We start from the raw sequence: 20,496 nt of genomic DNA on the forward strand, positions 1-20,496 counted from the left end.
CCGTCGCTGAATGCGACGGGCCTTTTTCATGCACGCAGGTTTTTCAATCAAGAATCAGATGTGGCAGAAACCGGCTCGAATCCTTGGTGATAAGGCTGTTGTCTTCGCGTACGCCAATCCCCGCCGCCTGATCACCGATTACCCACGAACCGATCAACGTGTAGCTGTCGTCGAACTTCGGCAAAGGGGCAAACTCCTGCAGGATGAAGGGCGCGTCGGTGTAGGGCCCATCCTCTTTGACGATCAGACCTTCGGCGGTCTGCAGCTCGATGTTGGCGCCTTCCCGAGAGAAGTACGGTTTGCGTACCCAACCCTTTGGCACCGCGCTGCCCGGGTTCGGGTCGAGGTGCGCGGCGAGCAGATTCGGGTGGCCCTTGTGAAACTCCCATAGCAGGGGCAGGGCGCCCTTGTTGGAGAGGATCGACTTCCACGCCGGTTCGAAAAACTGCGTGTCGCACTCGGCAATCGCCGCGCCGAACGGCTCGTGGAAGATGAATTCCCAGGCGTGCAGTTTGAACAGGTGCGGGATCCAGCGATCTTCGAGATCCACGAAGCGGCCGTCAGCGCTCAGGCCGATGTCTTCAATATCGATGTGCCGCGATTCGATGCCGACCTTCTCTGCGATCAGCCGCAGATAATCCGTGGTGCCCTTGTCTTCGACCGAGTCTTTCATCGAGGCGAAGTAAAACGGCCGCTTCAGTTTCAGTTGAGCAAAGGCTTCGTGCAGCCGGGTGTCGATGCTGTTGAACTGGTCGGCATGGCGCGGCAGCATTCCGCGCTCGATGCATTGCTCCAGCCAGCCCCACTGGAACGCCGCTGCTTCATAAAGGCTGGTGGGCGTGTCGTAGTTGAGTTCGAGCAGCTTCGCAGGGCCGTTGCCGCTGTAGGAGAAGTCCATGCGCCCGTACAGATGCGGATGACCTTCCAGCCAGGACGTTCGGATCATGTCGTAGTACGGTGCCGGAATGCTCAGACGATCCAGCAGTTCTTCGCTGTGCACGACGCGGTCGACCAGATCCATGCACATCTCGTGCAACTCGGTGGTCGGATCCTCCAGATCGTTTTCGATCTGCGCGAGCGTGAACTGGTAGTAGGCGCGCTCGTCCCAGTACGGCTCGTCGTCGATGGTATGAAACAGAAAACCGAGGCTTTCGGCGGTCTGTTTCCAGTCGTGGCGCTCGGCGCAGTGGATCTTCTTCATGGTCAGCTGCTCGAACGGCCCCAGCCGCCCCAACCGCTGCGTGCGCTGGACTGGCTGCCGAAACCGCCACGGGAAGTGGACGAGGCGACGTTGACCGGTTTGCGGTAATCGCTGTCGTAGTCCCGCTGGCTGCGGCTCGGTGCCGACTCGATTCGACGGTTCAGCGTCGAGGTGTCGTAGGTCTGGCGGGTATTGCGCTCACGATAAACCGGCCGCGAGTCGCTCGCGCGGTTGTTGCTCATGGCATTGCCGATCAGCCATCCGGTGAGCCAGCCGTTGCCTGCACCGCTGGATGAGTGCGAGGTACTTGTCTGATTGCTCTGCACGGCAGCCGCATCACCCGCCGGCATCTGTGCATTGGCGATCGCATCGAGGTTCTGCGCCGGCTCACCGTCCTGCGGCACCTTGAAGCCACCGAGTTTCGGCACGAAACGGCCGGCGGAATTTTTCTGACACCAGTCAGCAGCAAAGTCCGCGTCGCAGGCAGCTTTGTCGTCGTAGGCCGGGGAGATCCGCCGGTGTTCGGCCAGGGCCGCGACGTAGGCATTCGAGCAGACATCCGGCGCCAGTTCGGCGTCGACGCATTGTTCGACGCTCTGGAAGTTGCGTTGCTGCTCCTGGGCGGCCACTTCAGCGGAAATCGCCAGGGCCACCGAAGCGGCCAGCGACAGTTGAACGTACTTGCTTCGTTTCATCTCAGGCTTCCTGCCGATCAGTAGGACGGGGTCATGCACGCGGCGTTGAGCATGCCGACGCTGATCGCCACCGCCGCCACATAGATGCCCGCGGCGATTTCACCGTTGGCGATGCGCTGGGACGTGCCCTTGAGCACCAGCCCGGTCGCCAGGAAAGCCAGCAATTGCACCGCTGCCGCGATTACCGCCCAGAGAACGAAGTCGAGGACGTTGATCGAATGGGCGATCACGTTGCTGGCCGGAATCGCGAAGCCGATGATCGCGCCGGACAGGGCAATGGCGGCGGCGACGTTGCCGGAACGGATCAGCTCGAATTCCTTGTGCGGCGTGACGCGGGTGTAGACGAACTGAAACAGCATGAACAGCAGCACGGCGCCGATCAGGTAGGCAACGAAACCGACCAGCGCGGCTTTGTTCAGGGAAATGGACAACGCTTCCAGCATGGAAAACTTCCTTTTAGATAGTGCTCAAATCGGTGGTGTACAGCGAGATGCCCAGCGAGGTGCTCAGGCTGACGGTGCCTTCTTCGTCCTGTTCGACGGAGAACAGCAAGAGCTCGCGGCGATCGGTCAGGCCGGTCTCGCGGGCGTAGAGCATCGAGTGATGGTTGATGGTGTAGGACTCGTCGGGGTTGATCACCTGTTCGGTGAGCGGCACCAGTTCGGTCTGGCCACGTTCGGTGCCCCATTCACGAGTGTATTCGACACCTTCGTGGCGGTAGGTCGGCAGGCCGATCAGGCTGTTCGGGCCGGCCAGGCGCTGCAATTCGGCGTCACTGTTGACCGTCACATAGCTGAGGTAGTTGAACAGCGTCACCGACTCGATCTGGTCGTCGCCGGTGACATGGACTTGTACCCAGAACTCTTCATCGTTCAGATAGTAGCGATGCAGTTTGTTCGACTGACCGAGGTCGATCCAGCCGGCGCTCCAGATGGCCTGGGCGTCGGGAACACTTACCGAGGTGCTGCCGTCGAGCAACAGGCCGAGGGTCGTGTCGAAGCGGATCGCCTTGCCCTGCGCCAGTCCGAGCGGGCCACCGGCAGACTCGGAGGTCGACGCCGCCGACTGCCGGTTGCTGGTGCCGAGCAAATCTTTGAACCATCCCATGGGTACATTCCTTGAAGCGGGTGGAGGTATTCGTTGGCAAAACGCCGCTAGTGTACCGGGCCGCGCGGCGAACGAGCAGGCAAAAAAAAGAAGGGCACGCGGTGCCCTTCTTTTTCTGGCCGCCGTTACTGGGCGGACTTCTGCTTCAGACGCTCGAGGATGGCGTTGGCGCTGCCTTCGTTCGGCGTGATGCCGGCTTCGCGCAGCTTGCGGTCCAGGTCGTTGCCGGTCGTGGCATCGGCCAGTTCGTCCTGAGCATTCAGCTCGGCGGCACGTTGCTTTTGCTTTTCCTGCAGACGGTTCAGGGTGCCGACGGCGGTTTCCAGTTTGCCGTTGGCGCCGCCGCTGGCGATCGAAGCGCTGACCTGAGCCTTCTGCACGCTTTCGCGGGCCTTGGCCATGTCCACTTGCTGGCGCAGGCTCTTGATCCGCGCTTCGGCCTTGTTGATGTCCTTGCGCATGTTGTCGGCGTAGGTGCCGAACTCGTCGCTCTGGGCCTTCTCGGTGGTCAGGTCGTTGGTCAGGGTCGAAATTGCTTCGGCCACTTCCATCGCCAGATCTTCGCGGCCGGCGTTCAGGGCGGAAACAGCCTTGGCTTCCAGGTCCTTGATCTTGGCGTCGTACTCGCTCACGCGGTCGGCGGACAGCTTGTGCTTGGCCATGATGGTGACCAGTTCGCGACGGGCGTTGGACAGGGCGCTGTCGGCGTCACGGATTTCCTGATCGAGGATGCGCAGGGCCTGTTGGTCAACGATCGCTTCGCCGACTTCATTGGCACCGCCGCGCAGCGCGGTGAACAACTTGTTCCAGATGGACTGAGTCATTGGATTTTCCCTGTTGATTACTTGAAGAAGTGTTCGAAGGCTTCGCTGGCGCGCTGCACGTTGTCGACCAGGGTTTTCACCTCGGTGACTACGTTGGTCAGGCTCGAATCGGCACTCAGTGCACCGAACATGTTGTAGACGGTCTGGCCATTGGGCATGGTTTCGATGCCGATCGACGACAGCGGGAACATTTCCCGGCTGCGCAGCACGGCGTCGTTGAACGCGCGTACGTCGGTGATCGAATCAATGTCCACCAGCACGGTGTCGACGATGATCTGCTGGCCGGCGATGGCGATGTGAATCGGCAGACCGCCGAATTCGTTCATTTCCAGCTTGAGGCTGGGTTCGGAGCTCTGGATCAGAGACAGCGTGATTTCTTGCGAAGCCACCTCGTCCAGCGCCTTGAAAGCGTTGTAGAGGCTATCGATGTTCCAGTTGTTGCCTGCGCTCATGTAATTCTCCGACATGAAAGAGCCAGCCAGAATCGGTTGGCGTAGCTGTTGCTCCATTTGCTTGAGCAAGCTTCGGTTTTCCGGAAGCACCCAAGTTTCGTGTTTCACATAACCGGCGGCAGCCAGGCCCGCGCGCATCTGCTTCATGTAGAAGCTCGACGGTTTTTTCGCGGACGCTGTCGAGCGCACTCCCTTTGGGCTCTCTGACTTAGTGGCGGGGGAGCGGCTTTTCATGGCGATGACTCCGTTATGAACATCTCACGCGTGAGCAACACTACAACCAAATCAAAATGCCATCAATGGCTCACGCGTGAGATTTTCATGACACGCGAAAAAACGCCCGCAACGAGGCGGGCGCAGGTTTTTCTGGTTGTATCAGAGCAGGGCTCAGTGGCTGGCGACGAGGAACTCGTCGGTGGACACCACGCTGGCGTAGGCAAACCCCAGCGCCGACATGAACGCCGCATGCACGTGGGCGGCGGGAACGGTCAGGCCGTTGAATTCCAGATCGCGGCTGGCGCAGGCATCGTGGATCACCGTGACGGTGTAACCCAGATCTGCCGCTGCGCGGGTGATGCCGTCGACGCACATGTGGCTCATGCTGCCGACTACTACCAACTCCTTGATGCCCTGTTCGTCGAGGATCGATTGCAGTTCGGTTTCGCGGAACGAGTTGACGAAGTGCTTGAGTACCACCGGCTCGTCGGCGCGGTTGAGCACTTTCGGATGCAGCTTCGCGCCTTCGGAGCCCGGAGTGAAAAACGGTGCCTCGGGCGAGGTGAATTCGTGGCGGATGTGCACCACCGAATCACCGGCCTCGCGGAACGCCGCGATCAACCGGGCGGCGTTGTCCGCTGCGGCGTCGGCACCGGCCAGCGGCCACTTGCCTTGGGGGAAGTAGTCGTTCTGGATATCGACTACGATGAGCGCTTGCTTGGCCATGGGTGTGTCCTCGAAGTGAACGTTGGGTGTGGGCTCAGTATTGGCGCTGGCCACGTTTTCGAGGATTGGCCGCACCGACAATACACAGGGGAAAACTGACAATGGACGCGAAACCGGCAGTCGTCGAACTGGGTGTGCTGATCTATCCCGGCGCGCAGCTGGCGGCGGTGCATGGGTTGACCGACCTGTTCGCGGTGGCCAACCGGGTCGCTGCCGAGCACCAGAGTGCGCAGTTGCCGCGCTTGCGCGTCAGCCATTGGCAGGTTGAGGGCGATCAGCCGCCGGTACGGGTCCACGACAGCGACCCCGGCGCCGAAGCGGGTCTGGTGGCGGTCGTGATTCCGCCGTCCATTGGTGGTTTCTCGGCGGCCCAGGTGTCCGTCGGGTTGATTCACTGGCTGCGCGAGCAACACGCCCGCGGCGCCACCCTCGGCGGGGTGTGCGTGGGTTCTCTGCTGCTGGCCGAAAGCGGTCTGCTCGACGGTCGCAGCGCCACCACGCACTGGACGTCAGCCAAGGCGTTCGCCGAGCGTTATCCGCACATCAAACTCAAGGCCGACACACCGATTGTCGATGACGGCGACCTGATCACCACGGCCGGATTGATGGCCTGGTCGGAGCTGGGATTGCGGCTGGTCGATCGTCTGCTCGGGCCGAGCATTGCCAGCGCGACCGCGCGGTTCCTGGTGGTGGAACACAGCGACAGCGCCAGTGCCTGCGGCAGCAATTTCGCCCCGATCCTCAATCATGGCGACGCGGCGATTCTCAGGGTTCAACACTGGCTGCAAGGCAATGGCGCGACCGATGTCTCACTGACGGCGATGGCCGAGCGCGCGGGCCTGGAAGAACGTACTTTCCTGCGCCGTTTCCGCGCGGCGACCGGCCTGAAACCCACCGAATACTGCCAGCACCTGCGGGTCGGCAAGGCCCGGGAAATGCTCGAGTTCACCAATGGCACTATTGACCACATCGCGTGGACGGTGGGCTATCAGGATCCGGGAGCCTTTCGCGCGACGTTCAAGAAAATCACCGGGCTGGCGCCGAGTGAATACCGCACGCGATTCGGCGTGAGTCCGCCGCCGGCCGTGGCGAAGTAGTAAGCACCTGTCGTGCAAAATGCCGGAGCCCACAGCGCAGTCGTGCAGATTGAAACAGGCGCGGTGCCAGCACGGGTTTTTCAAGTGGCTGATTTGCAGGGCGTTTCCGGCGAACCCCGGTTGGCCTGATCTCTGCACCCTCTGACCTACATTCAACCCGCCGTTGGAAGGGGGACGCATGACCCCGACATCCCGCAGGAAAGTGGTCGTCGCCCACTCGGTTCGGCCCGGCGCGCCACAACATGAAGTGCAGACCAACAAAGCCCTCGCGCGATGGCTGGCGCAGATCCTCGGTCTCAAGTTCGGCGGCAGTTACGACGCCGAAAAACATCGCGGCCGGGATATTTATCTGCTGCCGACCCAGACCCTCGTCGGCGCCGCGGCCCGCGAACTGGGTGTGAGCGGCCCGGACGATCTGTGGGGCGGTTTCGTCGAGCACGATTTCATCTGCACCAAAGCCATCAGCCACGGTTTGCGCAGCCATCAGGCCCACGCGCCGCAAGGCTGGTCGCCATTGTTTTCCGAGCGGGTGCGCACCGTGGTGCTGGACGGGCTCAGCGTCTTTGCGCTGGAAGATGCCCGGCCTGCCGCTGAACATCTGTTGTACAGCGGACCGATCCGGATCAAGCCGATTCACGCCTGTGCCGGGCGCGGACAGGAAGTGATCAAGAGCCTGGATGCGTTCGACGAAATTCTCGCCCGACCCGAGGCCGGAGCACTGTTCAGCGATGGCGTGGTGCTGGAGCAGGATTTGAGTCAGGTGGTTACCCACAGCGTCGGTCAGTCGTTCATCGGCGGCAGGGTGCTGAGTTACTGCGGTGATCAATACTTGACCAAGGACGCCCACGGCGAAGAGGTGTACGGAGGCTCGAACCTGCTGGTGGTGCAAGGTGGTTACGAGGATCTGCTGGCGCTGGATCTGCCCGACGACGTGCGTCTGGCCATTCAGCAGGCGCAGGTGTTCGACCGGGCGGCGGACGAAGCCTATCCGCGTTTCTATGCCTCGCGGCGCAATTACGACATCGCCCAAGGCCTGGACAGCGAAGGTCGGCCGCGCAGTGGCGTACTCGAACAGTCCTGGCGCATGGGCGGCGCCAGCAGCGCTGAAGTGGCGGCGCTGCAAAGTTTCGTCAACGATCCCTCGATGCGCGCGATCCGCGTGTCGTCGGTGGAAACCTATTCCGATCAGGCCCTGCCGGCGGATGCCATCGAGGTGTATCGCGGGCCGGCCGAGAACAGCGACTTTCTCCTCAAATACGTAACGGTCAAATCCTATGACGGCTAGAAGCGAAAGCATTCAAATCGACATTGATGATGAACAGATGAGCGGGACGTTCCTCAGTCCCAAATCGAAAGTCCCCGGCGTGTTGTTCGTGCACGGCTGGGGCGGCAGTCAGGAGCGGGATCTGGAACGGGCCAAAGGCATCGCCGGCCTGGGTTGTGTGTGCCTGACGTTCGACCTGCGCGGGCACACCGGCGGCACCGGCATTCCGCTGAGCCGGGTCACCCGCGAAGACAATCTGCGTGACCTGCTGGCGGCCTATGATCGGCTGCTCGCCCATCCGGCGCTGGACACCTCGGCCATAGCGGTAGTGGGCACCAGCTACGGCGGTTATCTCGCCTCGATCCTCACCTCGCTGCGCCCGGTGCGCTGGCTGGCGCTGCGGGTGCCGGCGCTGTACCGCGACGAACAATGGCATACGCCAAAGCGCGATCTGGACAAGGCCGACCTGCGCGATTATCGCGGCACCCTGGTGCGCGCCGACAGCAACCGCGCCTTGCACGCCTGCTCGCAATTCACCGGGGACGTGCTGCTGGTGCAGTCGGAAACCGATGACTACGTGCCCCACGCGACGATCATGAGTTACCGCGCCGCATGCCAGCAGACTCACTCGCTGACGCACCGCATCATCGACGGCGCCGACCATGCCCTGAGCGATCCGACCTCGCAGCAGGCCTACACCTCGATCCTGGTCGACTGGATCACCGAGATGGTGGTGGGCGAGCGGTTGAGCATCATTCAGTCGCGCTGATCAGGACTTGGGTTTCTTCTCGATCCGCAACGCCTTGGCCTTGGCTTCCACCACCAGATACATCAGCACGGTGATCAGCAGCGGCAGCAGGAAATAGATCGCCCGATAGGCCAGCAGCCCCGCCACCAGACTGCCGCGCGAAGCCTCGTGTTGCAGCAGCGCCACGAACACCGCTTCCAGCACGCCGAGCCCAGCGGGAATGTGGGTGATGACCCCGGCAATCGCGCTGATCAACAGCACCCCGAGCACCAGCGGATAGTCGAGCTTGCTCGGCAGCAAGGTGAAAATCACCGCCGCCATCAGCGACCAGTTCAGCGCCCCGAGCAGCAATTGCAGGACCGCCATGCGCAGCGACGGCAGGTTGATCTCCACCCCGCGAATCGACCACTCGCGCCGCCGGGAAAACTGGCAGGCGACCAGATAGCCGACACTGACCAACAGCAGCAACACGCCAATGCCCTGCAACGCACCGCTGCTGATTTTCCAGCCCGGTGGCATCCGCACCAGCCCGCTGGCGAACACCACGCCGGCGATGGTCATGTAGCCGAACCAGTTGGTCGCCAGGCTCAGGCCGAGGATCTTGGCGATGTTGCTTTTGCTCACCCCGAGCCGCGAATACAGGCGATAGCGCATGGCGATTCCGCCGACCCACGCGCTGAGGTTGAGGTTGAACGCATAGCTGATGACGCCCACCGGCAGGATCTGTTTCCACGTCAGGTCCTGACGAATGTAAGTGCGACCGATCAGGTCGAAACTGGCATACACCAGAAAACTCAGCAAGGTCAGGCTGGAGGCGATGATCAGCGTGCGCACCTTGAAGTCGGCGAGGGTTTGCAGCACCTCGGCCCATTCGATACGGCTGGCGAACATCGTCAGCAAAACGATCAGCGCAAGGAAAAACAGCAGGGTCAGCGGACGTTTCCAGCGGCTCCAGCGGGACTTGCCCGCCGGTGCCGGATGCACCGCCGCGTGGGCTTCGGAATGGCTCATGACGGATCGCTCCCGGCGGCGTGGGTGAAGGGTTTGAGCCGTGGCTTGTGCGCCGGCAGCCAGCCGGCCATCGCCGGGAAATGCCGCAGGAAGTGAAACACCAGAAAGCCCACGGTCATGTGCCAGATCCGCCCGCGCGGCGACTTCGCGGCGTCCATCGCCTTGCAGTGGTTGTGGCTGAGGTCTTCGAGGCGTTCGAACAAGTGGCGATTGAAGGCGCGGTCTCGGATCAGCACGTTGGCTTCCAGGTTCAGCGACAGGCTCAGCGGGTCGAGATTGCTCGAGCCGACGGTGCTCCATTCCTCGTCCACCAGCGCCACCTTGCCGTGCAGCGGCCGCTCGCAATATTCGTGAATCTGCACCCCGGCCTTGAGCAGGTAGTCGTAGGTCATGCGCGCGGCGAGTTTGGCCACTAGCATGTCCGGCTGCCCCTGCAGAATCAGCCGCACCTCAACCCCGCGCCGGGCTGCGTTGCGAATCTCGCGCAGCAGGCGATAGCCGGGAAAGAAGTAGGCGTTGGCGATCACCACCCGCCGTTGGGCGCGGCGCAGTACCTGCAAATAAACGTCTTCGATATCCGTGTGGTGCCGGTCGTTGTCGCGGAACACCAGCCGCACCTGACCGTCGTGATCGTCGAACGCCATCTCGGCACGCCGTTGCCGGCGACGCTGCCACCAGAATCTCGCCCGTCCCGGTCGGCCGCTTTGCAGCAAAGCGAAATGATGGATGTCGGCCACCGCCGGGCCCTGAATCTCCACCGAATAATCCTGCTTCGCTTCAGGACCGAAATCGGCCAGGTGATCGCCGGAAAAATTGATCCCGCCGATGAACGCAATCAGTCCGTCGACCACCACGATCTTGCGATGCAACCGCCGGAACCAGTTGGTGCGAATCCCCAGATGCTTGGGGGCCGGATCGAAGATTTGCAGATGCACGCCGGCTTCACTCAGCGCGGCGAGATAGCCGGTGCTCAGTTCGCCACAACCGAAGCCGTCGAGGCTGACGGTGGTGCGCACGCCACGCCGGGCGGCATCAATCAGGATCTCCTGCAATTTCTTGCCGACCTTGTCTTCGAAGACGATGAAGGTCTCCAGCAGGATTTCGCTTTTCGCCGCGCGCATCGCTTCGAACACCCGGGGAAAATATTCCTCGCCGTTTTCCAGCAGCTCGAGCCGATTGTTGCCCTGCCAGCGGTACTCGACATCGACGGTGCCCGGCTCGCGCACGGGCGGGGTGATGCTGACGGGCTCCACAGCGGATTTCTCCAACGGTGCACTGCTCATAGTTCAATCTCCACCGATAGCGGTGCGTGGTCGGAAAGGTGTGACCAGGGACGGTTCGCCAGCACTTTTGGCTGACTGGCCTTGAGGTTGCGCACGTAGATCCGGTCCAGGCGCAGCAATGGCAGACGTGCGGGAAAGCTGCGCGCCGACCGGCCGTGATGCGCCGCAAACACTTCACGCAGGCCACAGGGTTCAAGCAAGGCATCGGCGCGCTGGCGCCAGTCGTTGAAATCGCCGGCGACGATCACCGGTGCATCGTCAGGCAATTCGGCCAGGCGCTCCCGCAGCAGGCGCAACTGATCGTTGCGATGGCTTTCGCGCAGGCCCAGGTGGACGCAGATCGCGTGCACTTCACGGTCGTCTCCCGGCAGGCGCAGCACGCAGTGCAACAGGCCGCGGTTTTCGTGGCCGCTGATCGAAACGTCGAGGTTGTCATGGCGCACGATCTGGAATTTCGACAGCACTGCATTGCCATGATCGCCCTCCGGGTATACCGCGTTGCGCCCGTAGGCGAACTGAGGCCAGAGACTGTCCGCGAGAAATTCGTACTGCGGCATCGTCGGCCAATTGTTGTAGCGCTTGGGATGATGTTCGTGAGTGCCGTGGACTTCCTGGAGAAACACTACATCGGCGGACACGCTGCGCACCGCTTCGCGCAATTCCGGCAGGATGAAACGCCGGTTCAGTGCGGTGAAACCCTTGTGGGTGTTGACCGTCAGCACGGTGAAACGGCGCTCGGTGGTGATGACCGTGGACTGCTCGTCGGTGAATCCGAGCGGTTCGGGAATGCTCATGCGAGTACCCCTTCGGCGGCCGGTTCACCGGGCTCGGTTTCGAGGTTTTTATCCAGATCGAAACGCTGCAGGAGACTGCGGGCATCGAAAGGCGCGCGGACCTTGATGTCGTTGTCGAAGTAGCAGAACACCTCGCGGGATTTACGGGTCCGAGGCTTCAGGCGCGGCGCGATCAAATGGGCGTCGCCCGGTTGCCGGCCGTGGTGCCAGGCGTCGATCCGCTCGGCCCAGCGTTGCAGGGCGGCACGGGTGTAACCGCTGGCGTAAAGTTCTTCGGCACCGTGCAGGCGCAGGTAGACGAAATCGCTGGTGAGGTCTTCGCGGTACGGCCATTTCCCGGCGGTGTCGGCAATCACCAGCGCGGTGTTGTAGCGTTTGAGCAGGCGCACGAAGTCGGGGTCGATGAAACTGTCGTTGCGGATTTCCACGGCATGGCGCAGTGGTTTTTTGCCGTAGGCCTTCAAGCTCGCGTGGCCGTGCAGGTGTGAGTCGTGCTGACGGGCGAGCTCGGCGGCAGCCTGGGTGTCGTGGGGCAACTGGTCGAGAAAGGCTTCGAAACGTTCGGGGTCGAACGTGAAGTTGGGCGGGAACTGCCAGAGGACCGGACCGAATTTTTCCTTCAGCTCCAGCACCCCGGAGGCGAAGAAATTGGCCAAGGGTTTTTCGATATCGCGCAGGCGGCGGATGTGGGTGATGAAGCGGGGCGCCTTGATGCTGAACACGAAGTCATCCGGCGTCTCGGCGTACCACTGGGCGTAGCGTTCCGGCCGTTGCAGGGCGTAGAACGATCCGTTGATTTCGATGCTGTTGACCGCCCGTGAGGCGAACTGCAATTCGCGTTTCTGCGCCAGCCCCTTCGGGTAAAAGTCCCCGCGCCACGGGGCGTAACGCCAGCCTGAAATACCGATGTGAATCGTTGCCATGCCGCCCTCCCGTCGAAAGTCCCCGTACGGCCTCTGTCTGTGGATGACTGCGGGCGGTCGCGGAAAGTTTCGACGGGATTACGGACGGTCGGGCTGGCTTGATCAATGCCCGGTGACGATCCGGGCCGAGCCTTCGGCGGGTTCGGCGTACACCGGGCCCAGGCGATCGAGGCGACCGCTCAAGGCTGTCAGGGCCAATGCCACCAGTACCACCAGGCCGCCGATCCACGCGGTGTGAATCAGGCCGATGTGCTCGACGATCAAACCGCCACCCCACGCACCGCCGGCAATCCCGAGGTTGAACGCGGCAATGTTCAGGCCCGATGCGACGTCCACGGCTTGTGGTGTGTGATGTTCAGCCTGACGCACCACATACACCTGCAAGCCCGGCACGTTGCCGAAGGCGACTGCGCCCCAGACCAGCACGGTGGCCAGCGCCAGCCATGGATTTCCTGCGGTGAAAGTAAGCACGAGCAGCACGGCGGCGAGCAGGGCGAAGATGATTTTCAGCGCGCTGATCGGCCCGCGTTTGTCCGCCAGTTTGCCGCCCCAGATGTTGCCGACTGCCACTGACACGCCGTACACCAGCAACACCAGGCTGACGGTGCCGGCGCTGAAGCCGGAGATGTCCTGAAGGATCGGCGCCAGGAACGTGAAGGCGATGAACGAGCCGCCGTAACCGATGGCGGTCATGGCGTACACCAGCAACAGGCGCGGTTGCTTGAGCACCTGCAATTGCTGCAACAGCGAGGCTGGTTTGCTGTGGGCGATGTTTTTCGGCACGTACAGCAAGCTGCCGATGAACGCGATCACGCCGAGTGCCGACACGGCGAGGAAGGTTTCACGCCAGCCGAAATGCTGACCGATGAACGTGCCCAGCGGCACGCCGGTGACCAGCGCCACGGTCAGGCCGGTGAACATGATCGCAATCGCACTGGCGGCTTTTTCCTTGGGCACCAGGCTGGTCGCGATGGTCGAGCCGATGGAGAAGAACACGCCATGGGCCAGACCCGTGACGATCCGCGCCACTACCAGCGATTCATAACTCGGCGCCAGCCAGGCCAGCAGGTTGCCGAGGGTGAACAGCACCATCAGCGACAGCAGCAACAGTTTGCGCGGGACTTTGCCGGTGAGGGCGGTCAGCACCGGCGCACCGATGGCTACGCCGAGGGCATAGAGACTGACCAGCAGACCGGCGGACGGCAGGCTGACGCCGAGATCGGCGCCGATGGTAGGAAGCAGGCCAACGATGACGAACTCGGTCGTCCCGATGGCGAAAGCGCTGAGGGTCAGCGCGAGCAGGGCAATGGGCATCACGGCACTCCGGTGGGGGATTGAATGAAGCGCAGTGTCGGGGTTTGGTGGGGGTGAAAAAATACAGGGATGGGCATTTGATATTTGACCTGAGAGCAAAGATCAAAAGCACGCCCTCACCCTAACCCTCTCCCGAGGGGAGAGGGGACTGATCGATGTGTCCTTTTGAGTTACGCCGACGTGATACACCGAGCCGTACTCAGGTTCCGACGCAGCATAGGCCGGCTCTCGGACTTGAGATCAAAACGAACCTTTCAGGTCGATGTAACTATTGAAAACAACTCAGTCGGCTCCCTCTCCCTCTGAGAGAGGGCTGGGGTGAGGGGGCTCTTGAACTTTGCCGGCCAAATGTCGATCAGTTCCATACAGGTTCAACCAAGGGAGCTCTGCGTTTTGACCAGGTTCAGGATCGCGATTCTATTGGGGGCATTGCTGTTGTTCGGCGGCAATGCAGTGCAAGCCGCCAGCTTGCCGGGCGTTCCGGCGGCCAGTGAAGAGCCGGCAAAACCGGAGCCGATCGTGCAGGGAGGACTGCTCGGCGCCATCAGTTCCGGCATCGACGACGTGCAGGACAAACTCGATCTCAACGAGCATCTGGTCGACGCCTGGCGCCTGCGCGCCGACCGGGCGGCGGATGAAGTCGACAGGCTGGTCAACCAACCCTCGAACCGCTCCGGCTGGAGCGTGGCGGGGGATTTCCTGATGCTCTCCGGCGTGTGGTTGGGCACGTTTGCCGTGTTGACGGTGCTCGGCAGCGTGCTGGGCAAACGCCTACGGGAAGGGCGCTGGCTGCGCACCCGGCAGCGCAGTCAGGACCTGCTCGGTTACCTGTTGCCCTACACGCTGCCCGCACTGATCTGTCTGCCGCTGACCCTGTACGTCAGCCATTTTTTGTCGGCTTCGGTCGGCCGGGCGCTGGCGCTGTGTTTTGCCTACGCCACCAGCAGCGGGATATTTTCCACGTCGATGCTGTTGTGTGTGGTGGTGATGTTCAACACCGGCCACAAGCGCCGCGCCGTGCAGATCATTCGCGACTACTGCCCGAAACCGCTGTTCCTGATCGGTTTTCTCGCCGCGTTGAGTGATGCCCTGACCAGCCCGCAGATCGCCCGCCAACTGGGCGGCAACATCACCAGCAGCATTGCGGTGTTCACCGGTCTGCTGGCGTCGATCATCTTCGGTCTGCTGGTGATTCGCCTGCGTCGGCCGGTGGCGCACCTGATCCGCAATCGCCCGCTGGCCCAGCGTCTGAAACAGCCGTCGCTGCAGGAGTCGCTACGGATTTTTTCCGGGCTCTGGTACTGGCCGATCGTGCTGATGGTGCTGGTCTCGGCGGTCAATCTGATCGGCATCGGCGAGGACAACCAGAAAGCCCTGCGCTGCGCGTTGCTCACCACGGTGCTGCTGATCGGCACGGTGTTTCTCAGCACTGTGCTGCAACACCTGTTCAAGTCGCGCAGGGCCGAGGCGATCCAGCGCAGCAGTGCCTACAAGGAACGTTTCCTCAGCCTGTTGCACGCCTTGCTGCGGATCGTCGTTGCGATTGCGTTCATCGATATTCTCGGGCGGATCTGGGGTGTGTCGCTGCTCGACTTCGCGCAAAGCAGCACGGTCGGTCGGGCGATCAGCAATGCCCTGAGCAGCATCGGCCTGATCTTCCTCGTGACGTGGCTGCTGTGGGTGGTGCTCGACACGGCGATCCAGGAAGCACTGAAACCACCGGTCAGCAAACGCTCGGCGCGCCAGCCCAGCACCCGGGTGAAAACCATCCTGCCGCTGCTGCGCAACGCGATCAAAATCATCCTGGTGGTGATCTGCGCGATCACCACCATGGCCAATCTTGGGATCAACGTCGCGCCGTTGCTGGCCGGTGCCGGGGTGGTCGGTCTGGCCATCGGTTTCGGCTCGCAGCAACTGGTGCAGGACGTGATCACCGGGCTGTTCATCATCATCGAAGACACCCTCTCGATCGGCGACTGGGTGGTGCTCGATTCCGGGCATGCCGGCACGGTCGAGGGCCTGACCATTCGCACCCTGCGCCTGCGCGACGGCAAGGGCTTCGTGCACTCGGTGCCGTTCGGTCAGATCAAGGCGGTGACCAACCAATCGCGGCAGTTTGCGTTCGCGTTTTTCTCGGTGCAGTTCACCTACGACACCGATGTCGACAAGGCTATCGAGCTGATCCGCGAAGCGGGCGATTCGATTCGCGAAGACCCGTTCCTGAAGTACAACCTGCAAGGGCCGCTGGATGTGTTCGGTGTGGACAAGATGGACCTGAACGGCGTCGTGCTGACCGCGCAATTTCGCACGGTTTCCGGTGGGCAATATGCGGTGAGCCGCGCATTCAACCAGCGTCTGAAAAAGCTTGTGGATAACAGCCCGTGGGTGCATTTCGCGCAGACTTATCCACAGCAGGTTTTGCTGCCCGAGCGACAGGAAGAAGAGGTGGCGCCGGCGCATTCGTCGGTGGTGTTGCCGGAGCAGGCGCGCACTCAGTGACGGGTCAGCCTGTTGCGGATTTCGCTCATGGCGGCGGAGTCCAGCTCCACCCAGAATTGCGGCTTGCCCGCGACCTCGGCAGCGACCGGCAACCCATCGCGATACACCAGCCGATTGCTCGCCAGCGCCGGCACTTTCGCCCCCGGCAGCAAGGTGCCGGCGAGGTTCAGCGGGTCGACACCGCACACCGCGATCAGGCTGCCGTCATGGGGCCGACGGCGGACTTCACGCAACAGCGGAATCGCCTCGGGCAGGGCGAATTGCTCGCCCGCCAGACCGCTGACAAACCGCCCGCCACGAATCTCGCCGCGCGCCTCCAGTCGATGGAACGTGCGCAGCAGTTCGCGCCAGCTCGGCAGCCAATCGGCTTCGCGCTCCAACAGGCGCCAGAACACCACGCCATAGCGACGCAACAAGGTAATGGCGATGTGTTCGAGGGTTTCGGGCGACGCTGTTTGACGGTTTTCCACAACCGGCCCGCGACGCAATAACGCCCAGCGCCCGGCATCGTCCATGCCACCGACAAACGCCCCGCGTCCGCGTCGACTGCTGCGCTGCTGGCGCTTGCTCGCCGGGGTGATCAGCGCCCGCAATCCGGCAAAGCTGTCGGCATTCACCAGCCCGGCGCCGACCAGTTCCTGCAAGGCGATTTCCAGCTCGGTGCGCAGCAGGTGCGCTTCATGAATCAGCTCATCGAAAAACAGCGCGCCGTGCTGGCTCAGCGCGTCGAAAACCTTGCGGGTCTTGGGCGAGAGTTCGCTCACCGGCGTCTGCTCGGCCAGCGCACTCCACAAGCCGACCTGACTGCGCGGCAGCAACACGATCGGTGTGCTGCGCAACGCCGTGCCGCTGATGTTTTGCCGGGCGCTGAGGCGCGTCCACACCAGCTTTCCGCTGCGGCACAGATCGTCCAGCCAGCTCGGTGAATAGTCCTTGAGCCGCGCGGGAAGGAGGTCGCTGTCCCACGCCGAAGCGGCAGCCGGGTAGCCTTCGAACTGACCGACAATCGCCGGCAACACACCGCTGCCCTGACCACGGGTAGACGGAGACAAGTGCTGCCAGTCGAACAGGAAACGCATGAAATCCTGCAACGCCACCGGCTCGATTTCCCGGCGCAGACGCTTGACGGTGTAGCGGTGAATGCGCGCCAGCAGATGGCGCTCGCACCATTCCTCAACGGGCGATCCCGGCGTGAACTGGCCGCGCAGTACGTAACCTTCGCGCTCCAGATGAGCGAGGGCTTGATGGACAGAGGCCGGCATCAGGGCCAGCGGCTCGGCAATCGCCGCCAGCGGTAGCGGGCCGAATGCGCCGAGCCGCGCGCGGATCACTTCGATCAGTGCGTCATCGGCTGTCCATGGTTCGTCGAAACCGGGCAGCGCGGGGAGTGCCGACTGTGCCTGTGGATACAGCGCTTGCAGACAGGTCAGGCGTTCTCTTGCCAGCCACAGTGAATGCTCGGGGTCGATCTGCAATCGGCAGGCTCGCCCGGTCTCGGCCAAGGCATTCAGCCAGTCGCGCCACTGCGGATTGGCCTCGACTTCGCGGTCGCTGATGCAGGCCAGGCTCATCAGCGCTTCGTGCATTTCATCGGCACTGTTCGGCGTCGGCCACGCTTCTTCGCGCACGGCGTCGATCGCATCGGCGTCCAGCGCGCCGAGGTCATCGGTGGATTGCGGATCGCTCCAGCGGCGGTTGAGTACGGCCTGGGTTCGACGCTCTTCCAGCGGTGCATCGTCGAGAAAGGTGTAGGGCCGGGCACTGAGGATTTCCGCCGCCAGCGGCGAGGGCGCCGGAAGGTCACGGGCGATCAGGCGCACTTCGCCGCGCTCCATGCGCCGCAGGAGTTCGAGCCAGCCTTCGCTGTCCATCGCCTCGTGCAGGCAGTCGTCGAGGGTCTGCTCCACCAGCGGATGCTCGGGAATTTCCCGTTCGCCGGCGAGGTTTTCCAGGCAGGCGATCTGATCGGGAAACACGCTGGCGATCAGGTCTTCGCTTTTCATCCGCTGCAATTGCGGTGCGACCTTGCGTCCGCCGGTGTAGCGCGGCAGGGCCAGCGCCACCCCGGCATTCCAGCGCCAGCGCACACCGAACAGCGGCGCATCCAGCACGGCTTGAATCAGGATGTGCTCGGCGCTGTTGCTGTGCAGGTAACGCCAGACCTCGTCGAGTTCGAAACTGTGGCTGGTGGACAGCGACAGGACGATCGCGTCTTCGCTGGCGGCGGCCTGCAATTCGAAGTTGAAGGTGCGGCAGAAACGCTTGCGCAGGGCCAGGCCCCAGGCGCGGTTGATACGACTGCCGAACGGCGAGTGAATGATCAGCTGGGTGCCGCCGGACTCGTCGAAAAAACGCTCCATCAGCAGTGTGTCCCGGGACGGCAAGGCGCCGAGGGCGAGGCGGGCGCGGGCCAGATAATCCACCAGCTGTTCGGCGCTGGCCAGATCCAGACCGAGGGTTTCGGTCAGCCAGTCGGTGGCCGGTTGCAGGTTGCCGGGGCTGGCGCTGAGCAATTGGTCGAGCTGCGCGTGCAGGCGCGCTACGGCCGCCGACAGTTCATCGCTGCGCCCCGGCGCCTCGCCGAGCCAGAACGGAATGGTCGGCGACTGACCCTGGGCGTCCTCGACCCGAACCTTGCCGGTTTCCACCCGCAGGATGCGATAGGAGGCGTTGCCGAGCTGGAACACGTCGCCGGCAATGCTTTCCACGGCGAAGTCTTCGTTGACGCTGCCGATGTTCAGGCCCTGGGGTTCGAGCAATACGCTGTAGTCGGCGTTGTCGGGGATGGTGCCGCCGCTGGTGACTGCGGTCAGCCGAGCGCCGCGTCGTCCGCGCAGGGTTCGGCTGACGGCGTCGCGGTGCAGGTAGGCGCTGCGGATGCCCTGACGGCCGTTGTAACCCTCGGCGAGGATGCTCAGCAGCGCCTGATAATGTGTTTCGTCGAGGCGGGCATAGGGTTCGGCCCGGCGGAACAGCGCGAGCAAATCGTCCTCGGCCCATTCCTGGCAACTGACCTCGGCGATGATCTGCTGCGCCAGCACATCCAGCGGCGCCTCGGGGATGTGCAGTGTATCGAGTTCACCCCGGCGCACGCAGTCGAGCAGCGCGGCGCATTCGATCAGGTCGTCGCGAGTGGTGGCGAACAGGCGCCCCTTGGGCGTGCCGCCGACCTGGTGCCCGGAGCGGCCAACTCTTTGCAGAAAACCGGCAATCGAGCGCGGTGAAGCGATCTGACAGACGAGGTCGACTTCGCCGATATCGATGCCCAGCTCCAGCGAGGCGGTGGCGATCAGCACTTGCAGCTCGCCGCGTTTAAGCCTTTGCTCGGCGTCGAGGCGAAACTCCTTCGCCAGACTGCCGTGGTGCGCGGCCACCGCGTGTTTGCCGAGGCGTTCGCTCAGGTGCCGGCTCAGGCGTTCGGCCAGGCGTCGGGTGTTGACGAAAATCAACGTGGTGCGGTGTTCACGGGCCAGTGCGGCGAGGCGGTCGTAGACCAGTTCCCAGACGTCATTGGCCATCACCGCCGACAACGGCACCGGCGGCACTTCGATGCCCAGATCCCGTGGGCGGGCGTGGCCGATGTCGATGATTTCGCACGGGCGGTCATGGCCGACCAGAAAACGCGCAACCGCATCGATCGGTTTTTGCGTGGCTGACAGACCGATGCGGGTCAGTGGTTCAGGACACAGCGACTGCAAGCGTTCGAGGCTCAAGGCCAGGTGACTGCCGCGTTTGCCGGCGGCGATGGCGTGGATTTCATCGACGATCACCGTGCGCGTGGTACCGAGCATTTTTCGGCCGGACTCGGAGCCGAGCAGCACGTAGAGCGATTCCGGGGTGGTCACCAATATGTGCGGCGCGCTCTTGCGCATGGCGGCGCGGTCTTTCTGCGGGGTGTCGCCGGTGCGCACGGCGGTGGTGATTTCCAGCGCCGGCAGATCCATTTGGCGCAGCTGGTCGGTAATCCCGGCCAGCGGGTTCTGCAGATTGATGCGGATGTCGTTGGACAGCGCCTTGAGCGGCGAAACGTAGACCACCAGGGTTTCGTCCGGCAGACCGTCCGGGGTTTCCAGGCCACGGTGGACCAGTTCGTCGAGCACCGCGAGGAACGCGGTGAGGGTCTTGCCGGAGCCGGTGGGCGCGGCGATCAGCGTCGAGCGGCGTTGGCGGATCAACGGCCATGCGCGGGCCTGGGCGGCCGTTACCGTCGGGAAGGTGCTGCTGAACCAGGCGCTGACGGCGGGGTGGAAGCCTGCCAGGGCCGCGTCCTTGGGGAGGGGCAGATTCATGCCTTCAGTTATGCGGGTGGGCGGGCGAAGTTGCAAGTACCGCTCGGGATCTA

Annotated in this window: 17 protein-coding genes; 4 read left to right on the forward strand and 13 right to left on the reverse strand. The window is 62.9% G+C overall.

Going from position 1 to position 20,496, the window contains the following annotated elements; translation table 11 throughout:
- Positions 1–43 precede the first annotated feature (43 nt).
- The 7 genes from AC07XZ_RS06805 to AC07XZ_RS06835 all read right to left on the reverse strand — a co-directional run bounded on the left by AC07XZ_RS06805 (position 44) and on the right by AC07XZ_RS06835 (position 5,221).
- On the reverse strand, positions 44–1,201 hold the full coding sequence (locus tag AC07XZ_RS06805; RefSeq protein ID WP_085747595.1) for a glutathionylspermidine synthase family protein: 1,158 nt from the start codon (positions 1,199–1,201) through the stop codon (positions 44–46).
- A gap of 2 nt (positions 1,202–1,203) precedes the next feature.
- The gene (locus tag AC07XZ_RS06810) at positions 1,204–1,896 is read right to left on the reverse strand and encodes a DUF1190 domain-containing protein (RefSeq protein ID WP_102686409.1); all 693 of its coding nucleotides are present in this window, start codon (positions 1,894–1,896) and stop codon (positions 1,204–1,206) included.
- 17 nt (positions 1,897–1,913) lie between these two features.
- A complete protein-coding gene (locus tag AC07XZ_RS06815) occupies positions 1,914–2,339 on the reverse strand; it encodes a DUF350 domain-containing protein (RefSeq protein WP_074691674.1) in 426 nt (141 codons plus the stop codon).
- Positions 2,340–2,352: 13 nt separating this feature from the next.
- Positions 2,353–3,003, reverse strand: a complete 651-nt coding sequence (locus AC07XZ_RS06820; protein ID WP_102686408.1) for a DUF2491 family protein — start codon at positions 3,001–3,003, stop codon at positions 2,353–2,355.
- Positions 3,004–3,128: 125 nt separating this feature from the next.
- A complete protein-coding gene (locus AC07XZ_RS06825; protein ID WP_085747597.1) occupies positions 3,129–3,827 on the reverse strand; it encodes a PspA/IM30 family protein in 699 nt (232 codons plus the stop codon).
- Positions 3,828–3,844: 17 nt separating this feature from the next.
- A complete protein-coding gene (locus AC07XZ_RS06830) occupies positions 3,845–4,513 on the reverse strand; it encodes a YjfI family protein (RefSeq protein ID WP_102686407.1) in 669 nt (222 codons plus the stop codon).
- Positions 4,514–4,666: 153 nt separating this feature from the next.
- Positions 4,667–5,221, reverse strand: coding sequence for a cysteine hydrolase family protein (locus AC07XZ_RS06835; protein ID WP_102686406.1), 555 nt, complete (start codon positions 5,219–5,221; stop codon positions 4,667–4,669).
- A 101-nt stretch (positions 5,222–5,322) separates the two neighbouring features.
- On the opposite strand from AC07XZ_RS06835, the gene AC07XZ_RS06840 reads away from it, so the two are divergent.
- The 3 genes from AC07XZ_RS06840 to AC07XZ_RS06850 all read left to right on the forward strand — a co-directional run bounded on the left by AC07XZ_RS06840 (position 5,323) and on the right by AC07XZ_RS06850 (position 8,351).
- Positions 5,323–6,318 carry a GlxA family transcriptional regulator gene (locus AC07XZ_RS06840; protein WP_102686405.1) on the forward strand — a complete coding sequence of 332 codons (996 nt, stop codon included), beginning with the start codon at positions 5,323–5,325 and terminating at the stop codon, positions 6,316–6,318.
- Between the two features lie 178 nt (positions 6,319–6,496).
- Positions 6,497–7,603, forward strand: a complete 1,107-nt coding sequence (locus AC07XZ_RS06845; protein WP_102686404.1) for a DUF3182 family protein — start codon at positions 6,497–6,499, stop codon at positions 7,601–7,603.
- The gene (locus AC07XZ_RS06850) at positions 7,593–8,351 is read left to right on the forward strand and encodes an alpha/beta hydrolase family protein (RefSeq protein ID WP_007955615.1); all 759 of its coding nucleotides are present in this window, start codon (positions 7,593–7,595) and stop codon (positions 8,349–8,351) included. The genes AC07XZ_RS06845 and AC07XZ_RS06850 overlap by 11 nt, the downstream gene beginning before the upstream one ends.
- Here the strand turns inward: AC07XZ_RS06850 and AC07XZ_RS06855 are convergent, their stop codons facing one another.
- The 5 genes from AC07XZ_RS06855 to AC07XZ_RS06875 all read right to left on the reverse strand — a co-directional run bounded on the left by AC07XZ_RS06855 (position 8,352) and on the right by AC07XZ_RS06875 (position 13,655).
- A complete protein-coding gene (locus AC07XZ_RS06855) occupies positions 8,352–9,341 on the reverse strand; it encodes a lysylphosphatidylglycerol synthase domain-containing protein (protein ID WP_085747602.1) in 990 nt (329 codons plus the stop codon).
- Positions 9,338–10,624 (reverse strand): cardiolipin synthase ClsB, encoded by a 1,287-nt coding sequence (gene clsB, locus AC07XZ_RS06860; protein ID WP_102686403.1) that lies wholly within the window; start codon positions 10,622–10,624, stop codon positions 9,338–9,340. The genes AC07XZ_RS06855 and clsB overlap by 4 nt, the downstream gene beginning before the upstream one ends.
- Complete coding sequence (locus AC07XZ_RS06865; RefSeq protein ID WP_102686402.1) at positions 10,621–11,418, reverse strand: endonuclease/exonuclease/phosphatase family protein; 798 nt, start codon at positions 11,416–11,418, stop codon at positions 10,621–10,623. The genes clsB and AC07XZ_RS06865 overlap by 4 nt, the downstream gene beginning before the upstream one ends.
- Entirely contained in the window at positions 11,415–12,341 is a 927-nt protein-coding gene (locus AC07XZ_RS06870) for a DUF72 domain-containing protein (protein WP_102686401.1), read from the reverse strand. Before AC07XZ_RS06870 ends, AC07XZ_RS06865 begins: the two co-directional genes overlap by 4 nt.
- A gap of 102 nt (positions 12,342–12,443) precedes the next feature.
- Entirely contained in the window at positions 12,444–13,655 is a 1,212-nt protein-coding gene (locus AC07XZ_RS06875; protein ID WP_102686400.1) for an MFS transporter, read from the reverse strand.
- Positions 13,656–14,048: 393 nt separating this feature from the next.
- Here AC07XZ_RS06875 and AC07XZ_RS06880 point away from each other — a divergent pair, with 393 nt between their 5' ends.
- The gene (locus AC07XZ_RS06880; RefSeq protein WP_102686399.1) at positions 14,049–16,154 is read left to right on the forward strand and encodes a mechanosensitive ion channel family protein; all 2,106 of its coding nucleotides are present in this window, start codon (positions 14,049–14,051) and stop codon (positions 16,152–16,154) included.
- Here the strand turns inward: AC07XZ_RS06880 and AC07XZ_RS06885 are convergent.
- Positions 16,148–20,443, reverse strand: a complete 4,296-nt coding sequence (locus tag AC07XZ_RS06885) for a DEAD/DEAH box helicase (RefSeq protein WP_102686398.1) — start codon at positions 20,441–20,443, stop codon at positions 16,148–16,150. The genes AC07XZ_RS06880 and AC07XZ_RS06885 overlap by 7 nt on opposite strands.
- Between the last annotated feature and the right edge of the window lie 53 nt (positions 20,444–20,496).

This window comes from Pseudomonas sp. GW458-11-26-14-LB4 (assembly GCF_059423925.1).